Source organism: Acinetobacter indicus, assembly GCF_009914475.1.
Classification (GTDB): Bacteria; Pseudomonadota; Gammaproteobacteria; order Pseudomonadales; family Moraxellaceae; genus Acinetobacter; species Acinetobacter indicus.
In genome coordinates this window covers 2,948,983-2,969,372 of the sequence record NZ_CP045198.1, presented here as the reverse complement: position 1 = coordinate 2,969,372, position 20,390 = coordinate 2,948,983, and the positions used below count along the sequence as shown (strand labels likewise).

General features: G+C 48.3%; 20 protein-coding genes. 11 read left to right on the top strand and 9 right to left on the bottom strand.

The genetic code is table 11. The features are described 5' to 3' along the window. Positions 1-5 precede the first annotated feature (5 nt). The 3 genes from GA693_RS14545 to GA693_RS14535 form a co-directional block, all read right to left on the bottom strand. Positions 6-455 carry an ammonium transporter gene (locus tag GA693_RS14545; RefSeq protein ID WP_005182089.1) on the bottom strand — a complete coding sequence of 150 codons (450 nt, stop codon included), beginning with the start codon at positions 453-455 and terminating at the stop codon, positions 6-8. 70 nt (positions 456-525) lie between these two features. Further along, a complete protein-coding gene (locus tag GA693_RS14540; RefSeq protein WP_160241639.1) occupies positions 526-1,548 on the bottom strand; it encodes a hypothetical protein in 1,023 nt (340 codons plus the stop codon). Between the two features lie 220 nt (positions 1,549-1,768). Then, entirely contained in the window at positions 1,769-2,014 is a 246-nt protein-coding gene (locus tag GA693_RS14535) for a SlyX family protein (RefSeq protein ID WP_005182087.1), read from the bottom strand. A 35-nt stretch (positions 2,015-2,049) separates the two neighbouring features. On the opposite strand from GA693_RS14535, the gene GA693_RS14530 reads away from it, so the two are divergent. Then, on the top strand, positions 2,050-3,960 hold the full coding sequence (locus tag GA693_RS14530) for an ATP-binding cassette domain-containing protein (RefSeq protein ID WP_104487702.1): 1,911 nt from the start codon (positions 2,050-2,052) through the stop codon (positions 3,958-3,960). A 100-nt stretch (positions 3,961-4,060) separates the two neighbouring features. Next, entirely contained in the window at positions 4,061-4,996 is a 936-nt protein-coding gene (gene lpxL / locus GA693_RS14525) for an LpxL/LpxP family Kdo(2)-lipid IV(A) lauroyl/palmitoleoyl acyltransferase (RefSeq protein ID WP_016659582.1), read from the top strand. A 339-nt stretch (positions 4,997-5,335) separates the two neighbouring features. Here lpxL and GA693_RS14515 read toward each other — a convergent pair whose 3' ends face one another. After that, positions 5,336-6,463 carry an endonuclease/exonuclease/phosphatase family protein gene (locus tag GA693_RS14515; protein WP_016659584.1) on the bottom strand — a complete coding sequence of 376 codons (1,128 nt, stop codon included), beginning with the start codon at positions 6,461-6,463 and terminating at the stop codon, positions 5,336-5,338. Positions 6,464-6,657: 194 nt separating this feature from the next. Between GA693_RS14515 and asd the strand changes: the two genes are divergently transcribed. The 5 genes from asd to truA all read left to right on the top strand — a co-directional run bounded on the left by asd (position 6,658) and on the right by truA (position 12,557). Beyond that, positions 6,658-7,776, top strand: coding sequence for an aspartate-semialdehyde dehydrogenase (gene asd, locus GA693_RS14510; RefSeq protein WP_005182074.1), 1,119 nt, complete (start codon positions 6,658-6,660; stop codon positions 7,774-7,776). 125 nt (positions 7,777-7,901) lie between these two features. After that, entirely contained in the window at positions 7,902-9,314 is a 1,413-nt protein-coding gene (locus tag GA693_RS14505) for a type IV pilus assembly protein FimV (RefSeq protein WP_171502416.1), read from the top strand. A gap of 65 nt (positions 9,315-9,379) precedes the next feature. Further along, a complete protein-coding gene (locus tag GA693_RS14500) occupies positions 9,380-10,726 on the top strand; it encodes a fimbrial protein FimV (protein WP_160241641.1) in 1,347 nt (448 codons plus the stop codon). A 46-nt stretch (positions 10,727-10,772) separates the two neighbouring features. Next, on the top strand, positions 10,773-11,741 hold the full coding sequence (locus tag GA693_RS14495; protein ID WP_104472118.1) for an asparaginase domain-containing protein: 969 nt from the start codon (positions 10,773-10,775) through the stop codon (positions 11,739-11,741). A gap of 18 nt (positions 11,742-11,759) precedes the next feature. Further along, positions 11,760-12,557 (top strand): tRNA pseudouridine(38-40) synthase TruA, encoded by a 798-nt coding sequence (truA, locus tag GA693_RS14490; RefSeq protein ID WP_016659589.1) that lies wholly within the window; start codon positions 11,760-11,762, stop codon positions 12,555-12,557. 136 nt (positions 12,558-12,693) lie between these two features. Here the strand turns inward: truA and GA693_RS14485 are convergent, their stop codons facing one another. After that, positions 12,694-13,701, bottom strand: a complete 1,008-nt coding sequence (locus GA693_RS14485) for an AraC family transcriptional regulator (RefSeq protein ID WP_005182061.1) — start codon at positions 13,699-13,701, stop codon at positions 12,694-12,696. Between the two features lie 230 nt (positions 13,702-13,931). On the opposite strand from GA693_RS14485, the gene infA reads away from it, so the two are divergent. Both infA and GA693_RS14475 read left to right on the top strand, forming a co-directional pair. Then, positions 13,932-14,153, top strand: a complete 222-nt coding sequence (infA, locus tag GA693_RS14480; protein WP_001284370.1) for a translation initiation factor IF-1 — start codon at positions 13,932-13,934, stop codon at positions 14,151-14,153. A 163-nt stretch (positions 14,154-14,316) separates the two neighbouring features. Beyond that, positions 14,317-14,712 carry a hypothetical protein gene (locus GA693_RS14475; RefSeq protein ID WP_127799033.1) on the top strand — a complete coding sequence of 132 codons (396 nt, stop codon included), beginning with the start codon at positions 14,317-14,319 and terminating at the stop codon, positions 14,710-14,712. An 80-nt stretch (positions 14,713-14,792) separates the two neighbouring features. Here GA693_RS14475 and leuB read toward each other — a convergent pair whose 3' ends face one another. The 4 genes from leuB to leuC all read right to left on the bottom strand — a co-directional run bounded on the left by leuB (position 14,793) and on the right by leuC (position 18,737). Further along, positions 14,793-15,872 carry a 3-isopropylmalate dehydrogenase gene (gene leuB / locus GA693_RS14470; protein ID WP_005182055.1) on the bottom strand — a complete coding sequence of 360 codons (1,080 nt, stop codon included), beginning with the start codon at positions 15,870-15,872 and terminating at the stop codon, positions 14,793-14,795. 40 nt (positions 15,873-15,912) lie between these two features. Continuing rightward, complete coding sequence (locus GA693_RS14465; RefSeq protein ID WP_016659592.1) at positions 15,913-16,476, bottom strand: hypothetical protein; 564 nt, start codon at positions 16,474-16,476, stop codon at positions 15,913-15,915. Between the two features lie 101 nt (positions 16,477-16,577). Then, a complete protein-coding gene (gene leuD / locus GA693_RS14460; RefSeq protein WP_005182049.1) occupies positions 16,578-17,228 on the bottom strand; it encodes a 3-isopropylmalate dehydratase small subunit in 651 nt (216 codons plus the stop codon). A 75-nt stretch (positions 17,229-17,303) separates the two neighbouring features. After that, positions 17,304-18,737, bottom strand: a complete 1,434-nt coding sequence (leuC, locus tag GA693_RS14455) for a 3-isopropylmalate dehydratase large subunit (RefSeq protein ID WP_005182046.1) — start codon at positions 18,735-18,737, stop codon at positions 17,304-17,306. Between the two features lie 257 nt (positions 18,738-18,994). On the opposite strand from leuC, the gene GA693_RS14450 reads away from it, so the two are divergent. Next, complete coding sequence (locus GA693_RS14450) at positions 18,995-19,231, top strand: DUF2061 domain-containing protein (RefSeq protein ID WP_005182043.1); 237 nt, start codon at positions 18,995-18,997, stop codon at positions 19,229-19,231. 205 nt (positions 19,232-19,436) lie between these two features. Next, positions 19,437-20,303: a LysR family transcriptional regulator gene (locus GA693_RS14445; RefSeq protein ID WP_005182039.1), complete on the top strand. Its 867-nt coding sequence runs from the start codon at positions 19,437-19,439 to the stop codon at positions 20,301-20,303. The last annotated feature ends 87 nt before the right edge of the window (positions 20,304-20,390 follow it).

The following is a 20,390-nucleotide window of genomic DNA, read 5'->3' as shown; positions in this document are numbered from 1 at the left end:
TTAAATTAAAGTTCAGCCAAAGAATGTAAATATGCCTTGATGTCATCCAGTTGGGTGGCTTTCAGATCAGCTTCTTCATCCCAATAGAGTCCTACACAGTTTGCCTGCATATCAATAGCATAAATGCCCTTTAATGCAACGGGTGTATGATTAAATTTTTCCTCACCATGCACCAGTTCAAGCTGCTGATCGACCACCCGGGCGCGCATTAACGGCAAGCGGGCCTCTGGAATCAATACGCTATAATAGGCCACCATACTGGCACGGCTTTCTGTGGCCATCGGAATTTTGGTCCAGTCCGGCGCAGCCACCAGACGCGGATGCAGGCCCATCTTGCGGGCTTTTTCACGCATCAGGCCGAGGGCTTTTTCTCTTGGACTGACACGCAAACCAAAAATCGAGCCCAGCACAAAAATGATGATGGCCAGTGCCACCCAAATTCCAGTATTTTCCATAGCTCAACCTTTATGTTCTTTTATTAGAGTTGCATAAGCGCCATATAAAACGCAAGTTTGCACGATAAAATTAATTCAGGAACATTTCGTGGCTATAGACCACTTCATGCCCGTTCCAGTAGATATAGCCTTTTTCCAGCAGTTCCTTGAGCAATAACCGCACGTCGGACTGGGGAAACATCTGTTCTAACAGGTCACGCAAGGCATAAATATCTTTGGGTTTATCGGCTTTCAGTTCGCGCAGTTTACGCGCCACTTCCAGCTGTACCGGATCAATCTGGTCAAAGTTTTTAAACAGCGGCTGCTGCGCACTTTGAATCGGCGCGGCGACAGAGTCCTGTTCAATAACAGGAGCAGCTCCGCTTTCTGTCGACTGTAACTGTTTTAAGGCCTGATCCAGACTGCTGGCCACCGGTGTTTTTTCAGCAGAGGCATTTAAATCCAGCTGAATCCACTGTTTCAGCACCTTCTTGCGAAAGGCAATTTGCTCATCATAACGCTTGATAATTTTCAGATTAATTAACAAACCGACCAGACGCTGGGCTTTTTCCGGCACCACCTGCAAAATATTGCAGAGAGAGTTTTTCAGCTTCTCGACCGTATTCGGTTTACCGCTCATTTTTGCCAGAGCATCGCAATATTTTTTGACCAGTTGCAAATACGGTTTTTGCTGGATGGTGGCAATGCTCGGCAAGCTGTATTTTGGCGTATGAAGTGGCTGTGCCGCATCTTCTGGCTGAATCAAAATCAGATGGGCACTGATATTCGAGGCCTGTAGCATCTGCACCAGAATATCGCTGCTGTCCTGGGCCGAAATAATTTCGACATGGCTATCTGGCTCAAGTAATGCCATTAACTGCCCGACCACCACGGCATATTCAAACTCTTTATGCGGTGCTTCCGGGGTGTCCAGTACCACCACCTGAGCGCTGCTCATCCAGCTGGCCAGTTCAGTCAGGTCATCCAGCGCGTACTCAAAGCGTCCGGCACAGTTAAACAGGTAGAGTGTCGAATAATGCTGCAGAATATCGCGCAGCAGTTGTGCCGTAGGCATATTCTGTTCAAGATCTAAAAGTACAACTTTCTGGGTCATGACAAAAAATAAAGGATCTGAGAGCCGAAAGTGGGCATTAGAGCCGGAAGTGAGATAAAGGTCAAATTTTTTTATTGTGGCGCTGTGATCGCTGCCTCAAAAGCGGCTGGAGCTAAACCGATCTACCAGTATCTTCTTTATATGGATACCTTAAAATAAACCCGCATTCAGGCTGCGGGTTTATCAATAGATTGTGCGGAATGTTCTAGCAATTGACAGATTAATAATGCGGCGGAATATTGGTCAGCGGATCGAAGGGAGCAATGCCTTCAGACAGGTCAGCTGACTCAACCCGTTGATAAAGCAGCTGCATTTGTTTCTTGAGGTCGGCAATTTCCAGATTCTGTTTAGTCACCTGCTCATTCAGCTGTTCAACTAAATCATCTAAAAATGCAATTCGGACTTGCAAATCTTCAATGGGTGCGGAAAATGACGCCTGATCATTTAGATTTTGTTGTTTAGTCATTTTAAATCCTCATTTGAGATTTTTCAGGAAACACTATGGCCTATATTACCCTAAGGGATGTCCAACTCGCGTTTGGTGGACCCGCCCTGCTCGACGGCGCGAACTTTACTCTTGAACGTGGCGAACGAGTGTGTTTGATCGGCCGTAATGGTGAAGGTAAGTCTACCTTACTTAAACTGATTGAAGGAAGCTTACTGCCCGATGCCGGTGAAGTCTCGATTCAAAATGGCTTAACCGTGTCCATGCTCACCCAGGATGTCCCGATGGATTCGGGCAAGGTTGCCGATATTGTCGCCGATGGTGCCGGTGAAGCAGCAGAGGTCCTGCGTGCCTATCATGCCGCCAATGATGCCTGCGTACTGGGCGATATGGCCGCCTGCGAGCGCATGGGTGAACTGCAACACAAACTGGATCAGCTTGATGGCTGGGCACTGGAAAACAAGGTCAACTCTATTTTAAGCAAAATGGGGCTGGACCCGAATGCCGATCTGGCAGATCTTTCCGGTGGCCGTAAACGCCGCGTGCTGCTGGCCCGTGCCCTGCTGACCCAACCGGACATCCTGTTACTGGATGAGCCGACTAACCATTTAGATGTTGAAAGTATCGAATGGCTGGAAAAATTCCTGCTCGATCAGAACAACCTGACCTTATTGTTTATTTCGCACGACCGGACCTTTGTCGACAGTCTGGCAACCCGTATTGTCGAACTGGATCGCGGGATTCTGCGCAGTTATGAAGGCAACTATTCACGCTATCTGGATCTCAAAGCCCAGCAGCTGGAAGCAGAAGAAAAACAGAATGCCCTGTTTGAGAAAAAACTGGCCGAAGAAGAAGCCTGGATCCGTCAGGGTATTAAAGCGCGTCGTACCCGCAACGAAGGTCGTGTTCGTGCCCTGAAAGCCTTACGCGAAGAATCCAAAGCGCGTCGCTTCCAGCAAGGCAAAGTCAACATGGGCGTACAGGAAGCTGCGCGTTCAGGCAAACTGGTCTTTGATATTGAGCATCTGGGCGTCAGCTATGATGGCAAGCCGCTAATCAAAGACTTCTCGGCCATTGTCATGCGTGGCGACCGGATTGGTCTGGTCGGAGATAACGGGGTCGGTAAAACCACCCTGATTAAAGCCATTTTGGATGAAGTGGAACACAGCGGTACCGTTAAAATTGGCACCCAACTGGAAATTGCCTATTTTGATCAGCTGCGTAACCAGCTGGATTTGGAAAAATCGGTCAAGGACAACGTTTCTGAAGGTTCTGACTTTGTTGATGTCAATGGACAGCGCCGTCATATCTACAGCTATCTGCAAGATTTCCTGTTTAACCCGGAACGTGCGCGTACCCCGGTCAAAGCCTTGTCCGGCGGTGAACGTAACCGCGTGCTACTGGCCAAACTCTTGCTGAAACCATCCAATTTAATTGTGATGGATGAGCCGACTAACGATCTGGATATGGTCACGCTGGAACTGCTGGAAGAAATGCTGGCTGAATACAAAGGCACCTTGCTGCTAATTTCGCATGACCGTGCCTTTATGGACAACGTGGTTACCTCGACCTGGGTGTTTGATGGCAAAGGCCATATTGAAGAATATGTCGGCGGCTATCAGGACTATTTACAGCAGCGTCCGGATCAAACCGTGGTTGACCAGAAAATGGCGGTGAAAAAGGCCCAGGCCAAGGCAGAAGCAGCAAAAGTAGAAGCTGCTCCGGCGCCTGTGAAAAAGAAACTCAGCTATAAAGATCAGCGTGAGCTGGACCAGCTGCCGGCTGAAATTGAAGCGCTGGAAACAGAACAGGCTGCACTGTCAGAAAAACTGGCTGATGGTTCCTGGTTTGTATCCGATGCCGAAGCTGCAACCCAGGCTTCGCAGCGTCTGGCAGAAATTGAAGAAATCCTGCTGGAAAAACTGGAACGCTGGGATGAGCTGGAAAATATGAGCAAAGGCGGTTAATTCACCCGTTCCGCAGCATCTGCCGGACAGCGGCAGATGCTTTTTATCTTCAAAATCGTTCATGCTACACTGCATTTAACCTTCATTTTAAAACGTCACTATGCCGCAACCGCAAGATTATCAACCTGGTGAATTTCAATGGTCCTTTCTGCTACCGAAATACTGGAGCATCTGGATCGGTATTATCTTCCTGATGATTTTGGCAATCTTGCCGTGGGCCATTCAGTACCGTTTAGGCCAGTGGCTGGGCCAGCTGGCGTTTCGCTATCTGCATTCACGCCGTAAAACCACTGTCCGCAATCTGGAGCTTTGCTTTCCGGAATGGTCTGCGCAAGAGGTGCAGGACAACGCGCGCCAGGTTTTTGTTGACCAGATGATTGGCGTATTTGAAACCCTAAATGCCTGGTATAGCCCGAAATGGTTCCAGGGCCGGGTCAGTATTGAAGGTCTGGAATATATTCAGCAGGCGCAAGCGGAAGGCAAAGGCGTCTTGTTGCTGGGCACCCACTCGACCCTGCTTGATGCCGGCGGCTATTTATGTGCCCAGTATTTTGAACCCGATGTGGTCTATCGTCCGCAGAACAATCCGCTGTTAGATATGCTGATTTACCGCTGCCGGGCCACCATTTATGCCCATCAGATTGACCATGATGATATGCGTGGTCTGGTACGTAACCTGAAAAATGGCCATGCCATCTGGTACAGTCCGGATCAGGATTTTGGCCTGAAACAAGGCGTAATGGCGCCATTCTTTGGCGTGCCGGCAGCCACCGTGACTGCGCATCGTCGTTTACTGAAAATGACCAAAGCCGCCGCAATTCCGCTGTATTTCTACCGCCATGGTGATCTTAAAAATCCGAAATATCATGTCTTGATTGAGCCACCGGTTGAGCGTTTACCAAGTGAGGATGAAGTCGATGATGCGACGCGTGTTAATTTGATTATTGAACGTCAGCTGCGCATCGCGCCGACTCAATATATGTGGTTTCATCGCCGTTTTAAGACCCGTCCACAAGGCTATGAGCAGCTGTACTAAGCAATACAGCTGTATTAAGCCAATCTTTCTGCGAGTCAAATACCATATGCTGATCAAAATACCAGGACACGACAGCCCATAAAGTTAAACCCGAGTTCTGCATCCTGCAAAACTCGGGCTTATGAGGTTGTGCTTTCAAAACTTTTTTGTTGTTATCTCTGGCTTTCCATTCCTGCATCATCTCCATGATGACAATCCACCGGCTTCAACTTCCTTAACGGGACTCTCCTTTCCCAACTCCATCTGCCGATATGCTTAGAATACGCAGCTTGCTCGGTTTCAGCTATTGGCCATCGGCCTAAATCTGTGTAAGCCATTTCTTACACTTTTCCTCAAATTTCATGGCGTCTTGCTGCCCTGCTTATAATCCTGAGCCAAATCATCGGTCACGATTTTTTCTTCCCGCTCGGCTTTTTCAATACCCTCCTGAATCGCCTCCTGCGCTTCTTCTTCATCGGCTTCAGTCTGTTCCAGCTCTTCCTGAATGTGCTCAAACACCCGACCGGTCTGTAACACCACATAGACCGGAAAATGATCTGAGCCCATATGTGGCAAACGCTTCATCTCCACCAGGGCAAAATCGGTACTGTGAAACACATGGTCCAGCGACCAGCGCAATAAGGGATAATCGGCATGGAAAGTATTGACATAATGCCGGCCGACGCGCGGGTCCAGCAGGCCACTGATGCGCTGAAACAGGCGGGTGGTGCGTGACCAGGCCACATCATTCAGGTCGCCCATCACAATACAGCTTTCATCCAGATCTTTAATCTGATCGCCGACAATTAATAGCTCGGCATCACGCAGGGTCGAATCTTTGGCTTCAGTCGGACTCGGCGGTTTCGGATGCAGACAATACAGCTGCACCGGCTGGCCTGAACGCAGGATCACTGTGGTATGAATTGACGGAATTTCATCACTAAGGATAAATTTCACTTCGGTTTCTTTTAAGGGCAGGCGGCTATAGAGATGCATGCCATATAAATTGTCCAGCGGCACCGGCACGCGATAAGGATAATCCGGCTCAATCACCGCCAGCTGCTGCTGCCAGACCGTATCGGTTTCCAGTGTCAGTACCAAATCGGGCTGGTATTTCCGGATTTCAGCAATGAGCAGGTGATATTTCTGGTTGGTGGTCAGCACATTGGAGACCATTAACGAAATTTGCTGATCAGGGTTCAGCTGCTCCGGCTTAACCTTTTTAACCTGCTTTTTCCAGATAAAGGTATAAGGCAGCACCATTTTCAGCTGGTACGCCAGGGCGGCAATCAGACCGGTTAAAATCACATAGCGCGGCGTATCCCAGGCAGCATCCCACAGCAGCATCAGCACAAAGGCCACAATCCCCAGCACCAGAACCTGTAATCTGGGAAAATCGGCACCTCGAAACCACCATTCATCCCGCGGAATCAGCGACCAGAAGCTGATCCAGATGACGAAAATGGCCAGCATTTCCACCCAAATCATATGCACCTACTTAGAAAGTTCATTTTTCTCGTTTTTTTTAAATAGAAATCTAACGTTATCAATTTTGTATGTAACACAAACAAGTTATTTCACTCAATAATAATGATGTTTTGATTATGTAGAGCTTGCAGTTGTGTCCCCTTTTGATACACTCATACTCCTTTTTGTTTTTTTACGCACCGAGGCAAAGTGACATGAAAGTAGGTCTGGTCGGTTGGCGCGGGATGGTAGGTTCCGTCCTTATGCAACGTATGGTTGAAGAGAATGATTTTGCTCATTTTGAGCCATTTTATTTCTCTACCAGTAATGCCGGTGGTGAAGCACCAGCGTTTGGCGGTAAAACTGCCCCAGCACTTATGGATGCAACGGACATTAACAGTCTGAAGCAAATGGATGTCATTATTACCTGTCAAGGTGGCGACTATACCTCAGACGTGTTCCCGAAACTGAAAGCTGAAGGCTGGAACGGTTACTGGATTGATGCAGCATCTACCCTGCGTATGGATGATGAAGCGATTATCGTACTTGATCCGGTGAACATGAACGTGATTAAAGACGGTCTGGTGAAAGGCACCAAAACATTTGTGGGCGGTAACTGTACGGTTTCACTCATGTTGATGGGCTTAGGCGGTCTGTTCCAGAACAATCTGGTGGAATGGGCAACCTCGATGACTTATCAGGCAGCTTCGGGTGCAGGCGCACAAAACATGCGTGAACTGATCACCGGTATGGGCTACCTGTATAACAACACCAAAGAACTGCTGGATGACCCACGCTCTCCAATTCTGGACATCGACTCTAAAATTGCTGAACTGCAACGTGGCGAAGGTTTCCCGTCAGCCAACTTCGGTGTACCGCTTGCCGGTTCTTTAATTCCATATATCGACAAACAGCTGGAAAATGGCCAGTCGAAAGAAGAATGGAAAGGTCAGTCTGAAACCAACAAGATTTTAGGCAACCAGCAAATCGTACCAATTGATGGTCACTGTGTCCGTATTGGTGCCATGCGTTGTCACTCTCAGGCCCTTACCCTGAAACTGCGTAAAGATGTACCTCTGGATGAAATCGAAGATATCATCGCCAGTGCCAATGACTGGTCGAAAGTGGTACCAAATACCCGTGAAGCCTCAATGACAGATTTAACGCCTGTTGCAGTAACCGGTACCTTAACTGTTCCTGTGGGCCGTTTACGCAAGCTGAACATGGGTAAGGAATACCTGGGCGCGTTCACCGTCGGTGACCAGTTACTGTGGGGTGCGGCAGAACCGTTACGCCGTATGCTACGCATCTTAATTGACTACAAAAACGCGTAAGCCTTTTAAGCAAAAGTAAATTACAAAAAGCCGATCTGAAAAGATCGGCTTTTTATGTAACTAGCCTGTAAATATTTTACAATCGACTTACAACTCGCTAATCTATTCTTTTCGCTATGCGATAAATGACCGAGCTAACGATTAAGATGACCGTATATAACAAATTAAAGATCGCGATTTTAGCTATTCTTGCCTCACAACATATTCATGCGATTAATGTCGATCCTGTTCAGATTCAGTCAGCACCTGGGGAATTGCTGTATGCTGAAATGAACTTCCGTCAGTCCAATGTCAATGCGCCAATTGAAGTCAGTCTGGCCTCGGCAGAAGATTTGATGGCCATTGGTGCCAGCCATCGTCCACCGGGTCATTTAAATTTCTTTACCCGACGTGACGGTGCTGGCAACGGAGTGATTACCATTACCTCTTCTCGGCCACTGACCGATACCGAACTGAATATTGTGGTCAAAATTCGTGAAGGCTCGGCCACGCGTTTACAGCATATTAAAACCTCACTAAAACGTAGTACCCTGGCAGAACAACGCGCGCAGTTGCAACCGAAAGAGCAGCCACTAACACCGGTCATGGTCGTGAATGAACGGGACATTGCCTTAAACTTGCCGACCAGTACCGCCTATACCACAGCCACGGCATCTGCCAGCACCACGCGCAGTGTAGAAGCACCCCTAGCGATTCAAGCCAGCCCGCCACCGGCTTTAAGTCCATCAACCACACCAGCTGTCAGCGCAGCAGCACAGCCGGCTGCAAGCCCTGTGTCAGCGGTTACGCCATCGACTTCGGCGACATCAGCTCAACCGGCCTCTACACATAACGCGGGCAACACAGCTGCCGTAAATACAGCTGCTCCGGTTTCAGCAGACCCACTGGTCAAGAAATATGCCGAGCAGTTAAAAGCGCAGCAACAGCAAGCACCGGCAAAGCCGGCACCGGTTACAGCACCCAAAGCACCTGCTCCATCTGCGCCAGCATCAACCACAGCACGGCATGTGGTGCAATCCAATGAATCGCTATGGGCAATTGCCTCACGTATTGCCGCAGAGAACCAGCAGCCGGTCGGCGAAGTGATGCAGCAGATTAAAGCCCACAATGAACATGCCTTTATTCAGGGCGATGCCAACCGTTTACGCCGCGGTGCAACCTTGAATTTACAGGCCGTCAGCAGCGGGCAAAAAGCCGCGAAAAAGACCGTGCCAATCCCGGCAACCCAGCCTTCACGCCAGTCTGGCAAGGCCAAATACCGGATCAGTCAGGCCGAAATGAGTCTGGTGGCAGAAAATCAGCAAGATTCTGCCCAAGGTTCTGCCAAAAAGAACACACAAAGCGCGCAAACCTCAGAAGAGTTGTCACTAAAAGTTATGACAGCGCGTGAGAAAACCGTTAAATTACAGAGAAACGTAACACAGTTAGAATTGGCATTAAGTCAGAAGGATCAAAGAATTCAATTACTCAATGCGCGTCTTGCTGAATTGCAACAACAGTTGAAAAAGCAACAAGCCGAAAATAAGCCAAAACTCTAACGTATTACTCAACATGATTTTTTCAGGAGAGATGGTTTATTCCTCTCTGCCTAAGGGGTAGCAACATGCTGATTTATGTGATTCCATTTATTTTGTTACTGGTCATCGCGCTGGTGTTAAAAAAGCGTGAAGCCAATAAAGAATCCGAACCAGCAGCAAAAAAACCGGCTGCAGCCAGTAAAACCAAGGCCAAAAAAAGCACCACTACGAAAAAAACTACGGTTAAAAGCACTGTAGTGGCCGAGCCTGTTGCCGAACCACAAGGAAGCACACCACTTCCGGCAGATTTACGCCAGACCATTGAAACCCAGATTCGTGACCGTAACTTTTTCTCGGCCGAAGCGCAGATTAATCAGGCCCTGAAACGCGACCCGTCGTTGCATGAGCTGTATCTGCTGTTACTGGATGTGCATCTGACCCAAAAAGATGAATTTGCCACCCGCCAATTGCTGGATCATCTGAAGAACCTGGGACTGGAAGATATTCTGGCTCAGGCCAATGCCAAGGTAGATGCGCAAAAAGCCCCGCAGGCCAAAGAAGAACTTATTGAATTTACCCCAGCAACGCCTGTAGCAGTTCAAGCCACACCTGCTGAAAAAGCCCAAACTACCGCAGATTTTGATGCCCTGATTCAATCCAGCAGTTCAAGCACAGCCAGCACGTCATTTGACCAGCTACAACAGTCACTCAAAACTGAAACGCCTGCCGAAGCAAAAACAGAGGAACTGCCAGCACTGGATCTGGAATTTACCCCAAGCACTCCGGCTGCGCCTGTTAACACCCCTGCGCCAGCAAAAACAGAAGAGGTTCAGCCTCTTGAATTTAATCTGTCTTTTGACTCGGCTGCCAGCACCCAAGTGGCTGCACCGGTAACACCGGTTGAGCCAGTGACTCCGGCTGCACAAGAACCTCAGGCACTGGATTTCTCGTTTGAGCTGGAAAAGACTGCAACTGAAGCCACACCTGCGACCACACCAGCTGTCACCACCCCACCTGCGGAAGAAAAATCAGAATTTAGTTTTGATTTCTCGATCAGTCCTACACCGGTGGCTGAACAGCCGGTAGAACCTGCGGTTACCGCACCAGCAGACACTGCACCGCTGTTCCAGTTTGACCTAGATAGCGCACCAACCATTGAAGCGACACCAGCAACGCCTGAAGCACCAATGGTTGAAGAACCCGCTATGGCTGCCGTGGCGGCAACCGCGGTTGATCCGCATGATCCACTGATTCAGTCCTTCCCGGAACTGGCCGAAGTCAATGAAATCCAGCTGAATCTGGAGCTGGCTCAGCAATATATTGAGCTGGGTGCCTATGATGCGGCCCGTGCCCTGCTGGCAGAAAAAGAAGCAAACTATTCTGCAGCACAGCAGCAACACGCCACGCAGTTACTCAATCAAATAGCTTCTTAAAGTAAATCTCACTAAGATAAAGCAGTCATCCTTGGCTGCTTTTTTTATGATGAAAAAAATTGCATTAATTTATATGGGCGGTACCTTTGGCTGTGTCGGCGAGCCACTCAGCCCCATGCCTGCAAAGCAGTTTCTTCCCCAGCTGCGTCATGTGCTACCGCTGCATCTATCGGTAGAATGTTTTGTGGCGCCGGTGATTCAGGACAGCAGCCGCTGTACCGCGACCGACTGGTTACGTCTGGTGCAGTTTATCCAGCAGCTGCAGTTACAACAGTTTCAGCATTTTGTCGTCATTCATGGCACCGATACTTTAAGCTATGCCAGTGCCGTGCTGGCACACTTTATCGCGCAGTCTGCACATGTAGTGCTGACTGGCAGCCAGTATCCACTGCTGACCATAGATGGACAGAACACCCGTGACTTCAGCGATGCGCTGGATAACCTGAATTTCGCCCTGGAATCGGTGCTGCAATTGCCGGTTGGCGTGTATCTGGCGTTTCATCATCAATGTTTCCATGGTCGCAGCGCCTTAAAATGCCACACCACTGAATTAGATGCTTTTCAGGGTCAGGCCGCCAGCAGTGCTTTACATCAAAAAGAACAAGCCGCCTACTTGGTACAGGCTGCAGATCTGGACAAAGCACAGCATTTCAACTGCATGAGTGTGATGATGCAGCCGATTGGTTTAGAGCAGCAGCTCGCCAATTTGAAACTGATCGCCCAGCAGCCACCGCATTGCCTGATTTTACAAGGCTTTGGTACTGGTAATCTGGCTGTAAATGAAACACTCCTGACGTTGCTACAGTCCTTACAGACGCAAGATTGTGCCGTGATTCTGACCACCCAAGTGCCATTTGGCCCATTGGATCAGCGTTATGCGATCAGCAGCTGGATCCAGAACAGTAAAATTTTAGTCAATGATGGCTTTGGACATGCAGATCTGTATGCAAAAGCATTAAAAATGTATTTACAATACCCGCGCAGAGAACAATGGCAACAGCATTGGTATGACTAAGGCCAATTTGAGGTGAATATGCAACGTTTTGCGGTCGGGATTGAATTTTGTGGTATTCGCTACCGGGGCTGGCAAACCCAGCAACCAGGCGTCCCGAGCGTGCAGGAAACGCTGGAAAAGGTCCTCTCCAAAATTGCCGATGAACCGATTATCCTGCATGGCGCTGGCCGTACCGATGCCGGCGTGCATGCCACCAATATGGTGGCACATTTCGACACGGCAGCCATTCGCCCTGAACGCGGCTGGCTGATGGGAGCCAATAGCCAGCTACCCAAAGACATTGCCATTCAGTGGATTAAGGCTATGGACATGGATTTTCATGCCCGCTTTAAGGCCTGTGCGCGCCGCTACCGTTATGTGGTCTATAACCATCCACAGCGCCCGGCCCTGCTGCATAAACAGGTCACCCATGCCTACTATGCGCTGGATGTCGACAAGATGATTGCTGCCGCGCAAAAGTTTGAAGGCACGCATAATTTTGAAAGTTTTCGTGCCGCAGCCTGTCAGTCCAATCAGCCGGTCCGTACCGTCAGCCATTGCCGCCTGATCCGTCATGGGCATTATTTGGTGCTCGATATTCAGGCCGATGGTTTCCTGCATCATATGGTGCGGAATATCATGGGCTGTCTGCTGGAAATTGGCCAAGGTATGTATGATATTGACCATATTGATACAATTTTTGCCGCACAGGATCGTAAAGCGGCTGGCATTACCGCCCCACCCGATGGCCTGTACTTTATCCAGGCGCACTATCCAGAGCAGTTTGACTTGCCTCAAGTGCCTTTAGGTCCGCATTGGCTGAATATGCCGGAATAATTGTATTCCGCCCCCCCCTTTTACTCAGGGAGTGGTTTCATTCTTGCCACTCCAAGCTTTAAAAACGAAAGTCACCCTTGCATCAAGCGGCAACTCTAAAAAATCCCCCTTTAATCAAGGGGGACTGCGGAGATGCTTAACGCTGTTTACGTTTCCGGTACTCGACCGGTGTTTCATTGGTCCAGCGTTTAAAAGCCCGGTAAAAGGTGCTCGGTTCAGAAAATCCGGTCAGATACACAATCCGCTCCACGCTTTCATTGGTATTGGCCAGCAGTTTTTTAGCCAGACGGCAACGATAATCCGAGAGAATCTGCTGGAAACTGGTATTGGCCTCACTCAGCTGGGTGCGTAAACGACGCGGCGTGATATTCAGCTGCGCTGCCACGGTTTCCAATGTGGTTTCCCCACTTTCCAGGGTCGACCCAATCGCCCGGCGTACTTCACCGACCAGATCATAACGCGCCAGTTCCTGCAGCTTCTCCAGCGCCAGCTGCTCATGTAACTGCAACAGCTCCGGCTCGGCCTGCCACAGCGGATATTCTAAAATAGAGGGATCGAAATACAGTCGTGTTTCATTCTGCCCCAGACTGACCGGGCACTCATAGACCCGGAAATATTCATCATCGGCAGCGCCCTGCTGGAAATTAAAGTCGATATACAGCGGCTGGAATTTGCCTTCGGTAATAAACTTGAAGAAACGCAAAATGCCCGACATGGCACATTCAGAAAAGTGACGATTGACAATATTGTCAGCCCACGGCTGTTGACCATTGGTTAAATAACAGCGGTCATCTTCAATCACCAGTTTGGCATCAAAGGCATCACTGATTAAACGCTGATAGGCCAGTGCCCGTTTTAAACCTTCACCAAAATTTTCCGAAGAAATAAACAGATGCTCAATCACCTGACCACGATAGAGCGGCAAATGTTCACCCAGATGCAAACCAATATCCGGGTCACGGCTGACTTCTTCCGCCGCCACCCAAAACGCATACTGCGCGCCCAAAGGCGTACGATCATTGGCCTCAACCTGATTAAGTGCGACACCTGCTTTTGTTAATATTTCTTCGGTTGGCAAACCGGCACGACGAATCGCTTGGTAGCCTAATCGCAATACAACCGATGCATCAGTTAGCTGACCCACGCAAAGACCTTCCTTGTATGTTCTTCATTTATACTTAAAAAGATTGATTTTAGATTAACTGTGATTGACCAAACTGACAACCATCCACCACGTTTTTTTGTAGAAAAAATTTAAATGTTTTGTTCGCTTATTTTACTGACAGATGATTCATCTGCGGCGGGTTTCACCTTGATTTTTTCAAAAAAATTGACTATAATTTGCGCCTTTCCAATTTGATCATCAGGTAGGCTATGGCCAATAAAGAGGAACTCATCGAGTTCGAAGGCGTTGTCACCGAAACGCTTCCTAATACTATGTTCCGTGTACGTTTAGAAAACGGTCACGAGGTGATTGCCCATATTTCAGGTAAAATGCGCAAGCACTATATTCGCATTTTAACTGGCGACAGCGTGAAAGTTGAAATGACGCCTTATGACTTAACGAAAGGTCGTATTACCTATCGTGCACGCTAAGTTTTAGCGCAAGCAAAAAGCCACCTTCAACAGTGGCTTTTTTATTGGCTGCTGATGCTGTGTAACAGCCAAGAATGGCGTCGAGATCTGCCGCTTATCGAATATACACATATTTTTAGGCTGTCCTTGCCTAGAATGAAGTTTTATTCAATGGAGATCGCGCATGTTTGTCTCTCGCTCCGTTGCTTTGGCGCTCCTCGCGTTCAGTCTCTCCGCTTGTGTAACCACGCCGTCCAGTACCCGAGCTGAACGTGATGCCTATCTGGCCCAATTTGTCGGCCAGTCCAGCCAGCAGATTCGCCAGCAGCTCGATTTAAGCCTGCTCGGTTACGAACAGGTCAGTTCACCACAAATCAGCCCACAGGCGCTCACCTACACCGTTATACGCCCAATCAGCATTCCGATTCCTGTAGCGAATGCCCCGGCCACCGGTCCAGCCCATATTCCAGCGCCCATTGGCCCAGCCAACAGCTATGATGTTAACCTGCACTGCCAGATTGTGTTCCGGCTGGAACAGAATATTGCCCACTCTGTACACTATACCGGTCGCACCTGTTAAGCGCTGAATCTAGACCTAGCTATTCAATAGCCATAAAAAAACGCAGCCTGCAGCTGCGTTTTTTGATTTGCTGTCGAGACTTAGCCCAATGCCGCAACCACAGCCTGACCCATTTCCTGAGTACCCACTTTATTCATGCCTTCAGACATGATGTCAGCCGTACGTAAACCTTGATCAAGCACATTGCCCACTGCATCTTCAATCGCTTTCGCGGCAGCTTCTTCACGGAAGGTATAACGCAGCATCATTGCCACAGACAAGATGGTCGCCAACGGGTTGGCAATGTTCTGGCCAGCGATGTCTGGTGCTGAACCATGACATGGCTCATACATACCTTTGCCATTTTCATCTAGCGACGCTGATGGCAACATACCGATAGAACCGGTCAGCATTGCTGCTTCATCAGACAGGATGTCACCAAACAGGTTACCGGTTACCAGTACATCAAACTGTTTTGGCGCACGTACCAATTGCATTGCAGCATTGTCGACATACATGTGGGACAGGTTGATTTCTGGATATTGTTCAGCATGTAGCTGGGTCACGGTCTGCTTCCACAGCTCAGTCACTTCCAGCACGTTGGCTTTGTCCACCGAGCAGACTTTACCACCACGCAGTTTGGCCATTTCAAAAGCCACTTTGGCAATACGCTTGATTTCTGATTCAGCATAGACGTCGGTGTTAAAGCCCTGTTTCTCGCCATTTTCCAGCTCGCGAATACCACGTGGCTGACCAAAGTAAATCCCACCCGTCAGTTCACGTACAATCAGGATATCCAGACCCGATACAATTTCCGGCTTTAAGCTAGACGCATCAGCCAGTTGCGGATACAGAATCGCTGGACGCAGGTTAGCAAACAGGTTTAATTCGCTACGTAATTTTAACAGGCCACGTTCCGGGCGGATCGAACGCTCAATCGTATCCCATTTTGGACCACCAACTGCACCGAGCAATAAAGCATCGGCTTTTTTCGCCTGTTCAGACGTCACATCCGGATAAGGTGAACCATGCGCATCAATCGCGGCACCACCTAACAATCCCTGTTCCCACGTCAAGCCCAGATTGAACTTTTCATTAACACGCGTAAGCACCTGCTCCGCTGCTGTGACGATTTCTGGGCCAATACCGTCACCGGCAAGAATCAAAATATGTTTTGACATGAGTTTTTCCATTTCCTGTAGCAGTCAACGACTGTGGAGACTAAATTTTCTGTTCCACAAATTCCCCCAGTCCATGTAAGACATTATAAGGTTTGCAGAAACGTCGAATAATTTTCTGGTTTTGTAAAAGATCCACACACAGCGGCTCTGGCGCCGAAACATTCAGCAGACTGCCTTTATGCTTGCTGCGGTCACGGTACATTTTAAAAGTGTACGTTTGACGCGGCTTAAACTGATGAATGACGTGCAAGGTTTCGGCCTGATCACGGGAAATCGGATAGAACCGGATCACCACTTCATGCTGTTTGGCCGGAACCGACAGATATAGCGGATTAGGCTGTCGTAGTGAATCTGCCTGCAAGCGCACCAATCCCTGCTTGATGGCTTCACGACTCAGACGCTGACTTTCAGCATCCATGATCATGACCCGGTTCAAGCGTTCAAACTCGCAATGCTCGGTACCTGAACAATAAATACGTGCATTGGATTGGGATGCCTGTGTCTCTTTTACCTGTTTTAGACGTGCTGTATCCCAGGTTTGACATGCTGTTAACAGCGTAGCCACTCCCCCCAATACAGCAAGCCGACGAAAAACCTTCAACATAGCCCGAGCCCAACCTCATCAAAAAGCAGAATATTTAAATTATTATGCCTTGAATGTTAACAAGAGTTCGACGCCCGTGCTATGCCTATTTACGAAATAACTTAAGCTTGAATTTCCGCAAACACCCACGGACGCGCGGCTTTGGTTTTCTCCTCATACGCGCGAATATCATCGGCATCTTGCAAGGTCAAACCAATATCATCCAGACCGTTTAACAGGCAATGCTTACGGAATGGATCAACTTCAAACTTGAATGCTTCACCGTTTGGCGTACGGACTTCCTGTGCTTCAAGGTCAATAGTTAACTGATAACCTTCATTGGCTGCACATTCCTTAAATAGCTGATCAACCTGCGCTTCGGTTAAAATCACCGGTAACATGCCGTTTTTAAAGCAGTTATTAAAGAAGATATCCGCAAAACTTGGGGCAATGACTGTACGCAAGCCGTATTCACTTAAAGCCCACGGCGCATGCTCACGGCTGGAACCGCAACCAAAGTTGGCACGTGAAATTAAAATGCTGGCGCCCTGATAACGCGGCTGGTTCAAGACGAAATCTGGGTTTTTAGGACGGGTTGAATTGTCCTGACCCGGATAGCCTTCATCTAAATAACGCAATTCATCAAACAGGTTGTCACCGAAACCGGTACGTTTGATTGATTTCAAGAACTGTTTTGGAATAATTAAATCGGTATCGACATTGGCACGGTCTAAAGGTGCAACGATACCCTGTTCAACGGTATAAGCTTTCATATTTATGTTCCAATGAATCCGTAGTCTCTCTCACATCCGCTCCAGCAAGGAGCGGCCTGGGATGAGGGCTTAAACTTAGAATGAACGAACATCCACAAAGTGACCGGCAATTGCCGCTGCTGCTGCCATGGCCGGGCTGACCAGATGGGTACGACCACCATTGCCCTGACGACCTTCAAAGTTACGGTTTGAGGTCGATGCACAGTGCTCGCCTGGCTGTAACTTGTCGGCATTCATGGCCAGACACATCGAGCAGCCAGGTTCACGCCATTCAAAACCGGCTTCCAGGAAGACCTTGTCCAAACCTTCTGCTTCCGCCTGCTGTTTGACCAAACCAGAACCCGGTACCACCATCGCCTGTTTAATGCTTGGCGCCACTTTACGGCCTTTGATCACATCTGCCGCAGCACGGATATCTTCAATACGCGAGTTGGTGCATGAACCAATAAAAACACGATCTAACTGGATATCAGCCAAAGCCTGACCAGCAGTTAAGCCCATATATTGATAAGCACGGGTCCAGTCATTGCGCTGTACCTCATCTTTGGCCTGTTCCAAAGTTGGTACTGCCTGAGAAACCGGAATGACCATTTCAGGTGAAGTACCCCAAGACACTTGTGGTTCAATCTCTTCGCCCTGTAATACCACGACAGTATCAAAATGCGCATCGGCATCTGAATGCAAGGTATTCCAGTACGCCACAGCCTGATCCCATTGCTCGCCTTTTGGTGCATAAGGACGGTCTTTTACATATTCAATGGTTTTTTCATCAACCGCGACCATACCGACACGTGCACCGGCTTCAATTGCCATGTTACACACGGTCATACGGCCTTCAATCGACATATCACGGAACACCTGACCGCCAAATTCAATGGCATGGCCCGTACCGCCTGCTGTACCGATTTTGGCAATAATCGCCAGCACCACGTCTTTCGGGGTCACGCCCTGGCCCAACTGACCATCTACGCGCACCAGCATGTTTTTCATTTTCTTCTGAATTAAACATTGCGTGGCCAACACGTGCTCAACTTCTGAGGTCCCGATCCCGTGTGCCAAACAGCCAAAGGCACCATGGGTCGCGGTATGCGAGTCGCCACATACCACCGTCATTCCCGGCAAGGTTAAACCCTGCTCTGGTCCAACCACGTGAGCAATCCCCTGACGGATATCGTTAATATCAAATTCAACGATATTAAAAGTCTTACAGTTATCGTCTAAGGTTTGCACCTGAATACGCGAAGTATCATCTTCAATACCGGCTACGCCCTGCTCACGCTCTTTTTTCGAGGTCGGTACGTTATGGTCCGGAGTCGCAATATTGGCACTTAAACGCCATGGCTGACGGCCAGCCAGTTGCAAACCTTCAAAGGCCTGTGGAGAGGTAACTTCATGCAACAAATGACGGTCGATGTACAATAAAGCCGAACCATCATCACGCTGTTTTACCAAGTGGTCATCCCACAATTTGTCATATAATGTTTTTGCTTTTTGGGTTTCGCCTGCCATGTCGATGTGCTCCACTGGACTGGGTAATTCTGTCATTAATTTCGATTATAACCACACAATTACATAAATCTAATTTATCATTTTTATTAGTTAAAAAACTTTATGGAATAAATATAATTGATTTTTGCTAAGATTAACATCTGATTAAAAATTCAATTTTCCGATTAAATTTTACAAAATATTCGTTTTTACAAATTAATTCGTACTGACTATGATGATGTTATCAGCACTGAATTGTAGATACGAGGAACATCATCATGGCGCATATTCAAAACTTTGTCGCAAACAACCAGCGAATGTTTAAAAAGACTTTTAGCTACTATGTGATGCACATTACGGTGGCCATGCTTGTCGGCTATTTCGTTACCGGCAGTCTGTGGATGGCCATTACCTTAAGCTTATTGGAACCAACAGTACAGGCGGTGGCCTATTTTATTCATGAACGCATGTGGGAAAAGAAAGCACAAGACGGCACAGAGGAAATCACCGCCTAGCCTATTTTTCGCCCGGTGTTCCTCCCAAAAGATCATCTTCAGGATGATCTTTTTTATTTTAATATAACTTAAATTACTGTTTTTAAAATATTTATATTCAAGTTATGGTTGTTGAACTTCAATTTATAGAAAAATAATCTTTGATTAATTCTAAAAATTTCTAAATAATAATTTTAAGCATAAAAAATCTTTATAGGTGATTGCGATGAATCTTGCAGCATTTGAAGCTTTTGTAAAAGTCATGGAAACCGGTTCGATTTCTCTGGCCGCCGATCAGCTGTTTATTACCCAGCCCGCAGTCACCAAACGGATTCATAGCCTGGAAGAATATTTTGGGGTCAAGCTGTTTGAGTCGGCCGGCCGTGGCGTGCAGGCAACCCATGCTGCGCATTCGCTGTTACCCAAAGTCAAAAACTGGCTAAATGAACTGGGCGATATTCATCATACTTTAAGCCATGAACAGGGCCAGGTGCAGGGTCGCCTGAAAATTGGCACCAGCCATCATATTGGCCTGCATCATCTACCCGATCATTTACGTCGCTATGTCCAAGATTTCCCCGATGTCACCTTAGATGTGCATTTTGTCGATTCGGAACAGGCGCATGAACAGGTGCTGGCCGGTGATCTGGAACTGGCCTTTTTAACCCTGCCACCGCAAGGTGATGACCGGCTGCAATATGTCACCATCTGGAATGATCCGCTGGTGTTTGTGGCTGCGCCTTTTCATCCGCTGGCCCAGCAGAAAAGACTGAAACTGGAAGATTTAACCCAGTTCCCGAGCCTGCTACCAGCAGCACAGACCTATACCAGCCAGATTACCCTGGCCGAGTTTGAAAAACAGGGCGTGAAGCCGAAGATCACCATGAGCAATAACCCGCTGGAATCCATCCGCATGCTGGTGTCGATTGGACTGGGCTGGTCAGTGTTACCGAAAACCCTGATTAATCAGGACTTGCAACAGCTGGATATTAATCTGGAAATGAACCGCCAGCTGGGCATGGTCTGGCATCCGGGACGCACACAGTCCAAAGCGGCGCAGGCGCTGGTTAACTTTATGCAGCAGCCGGACTAGGTTCATCGACCGGTCGCATCCTTCTGTACAGTTACTGAACAAAACAGCACGCTGCTCCAAATTGGCGTAATTTGAAAAGACAAGGTG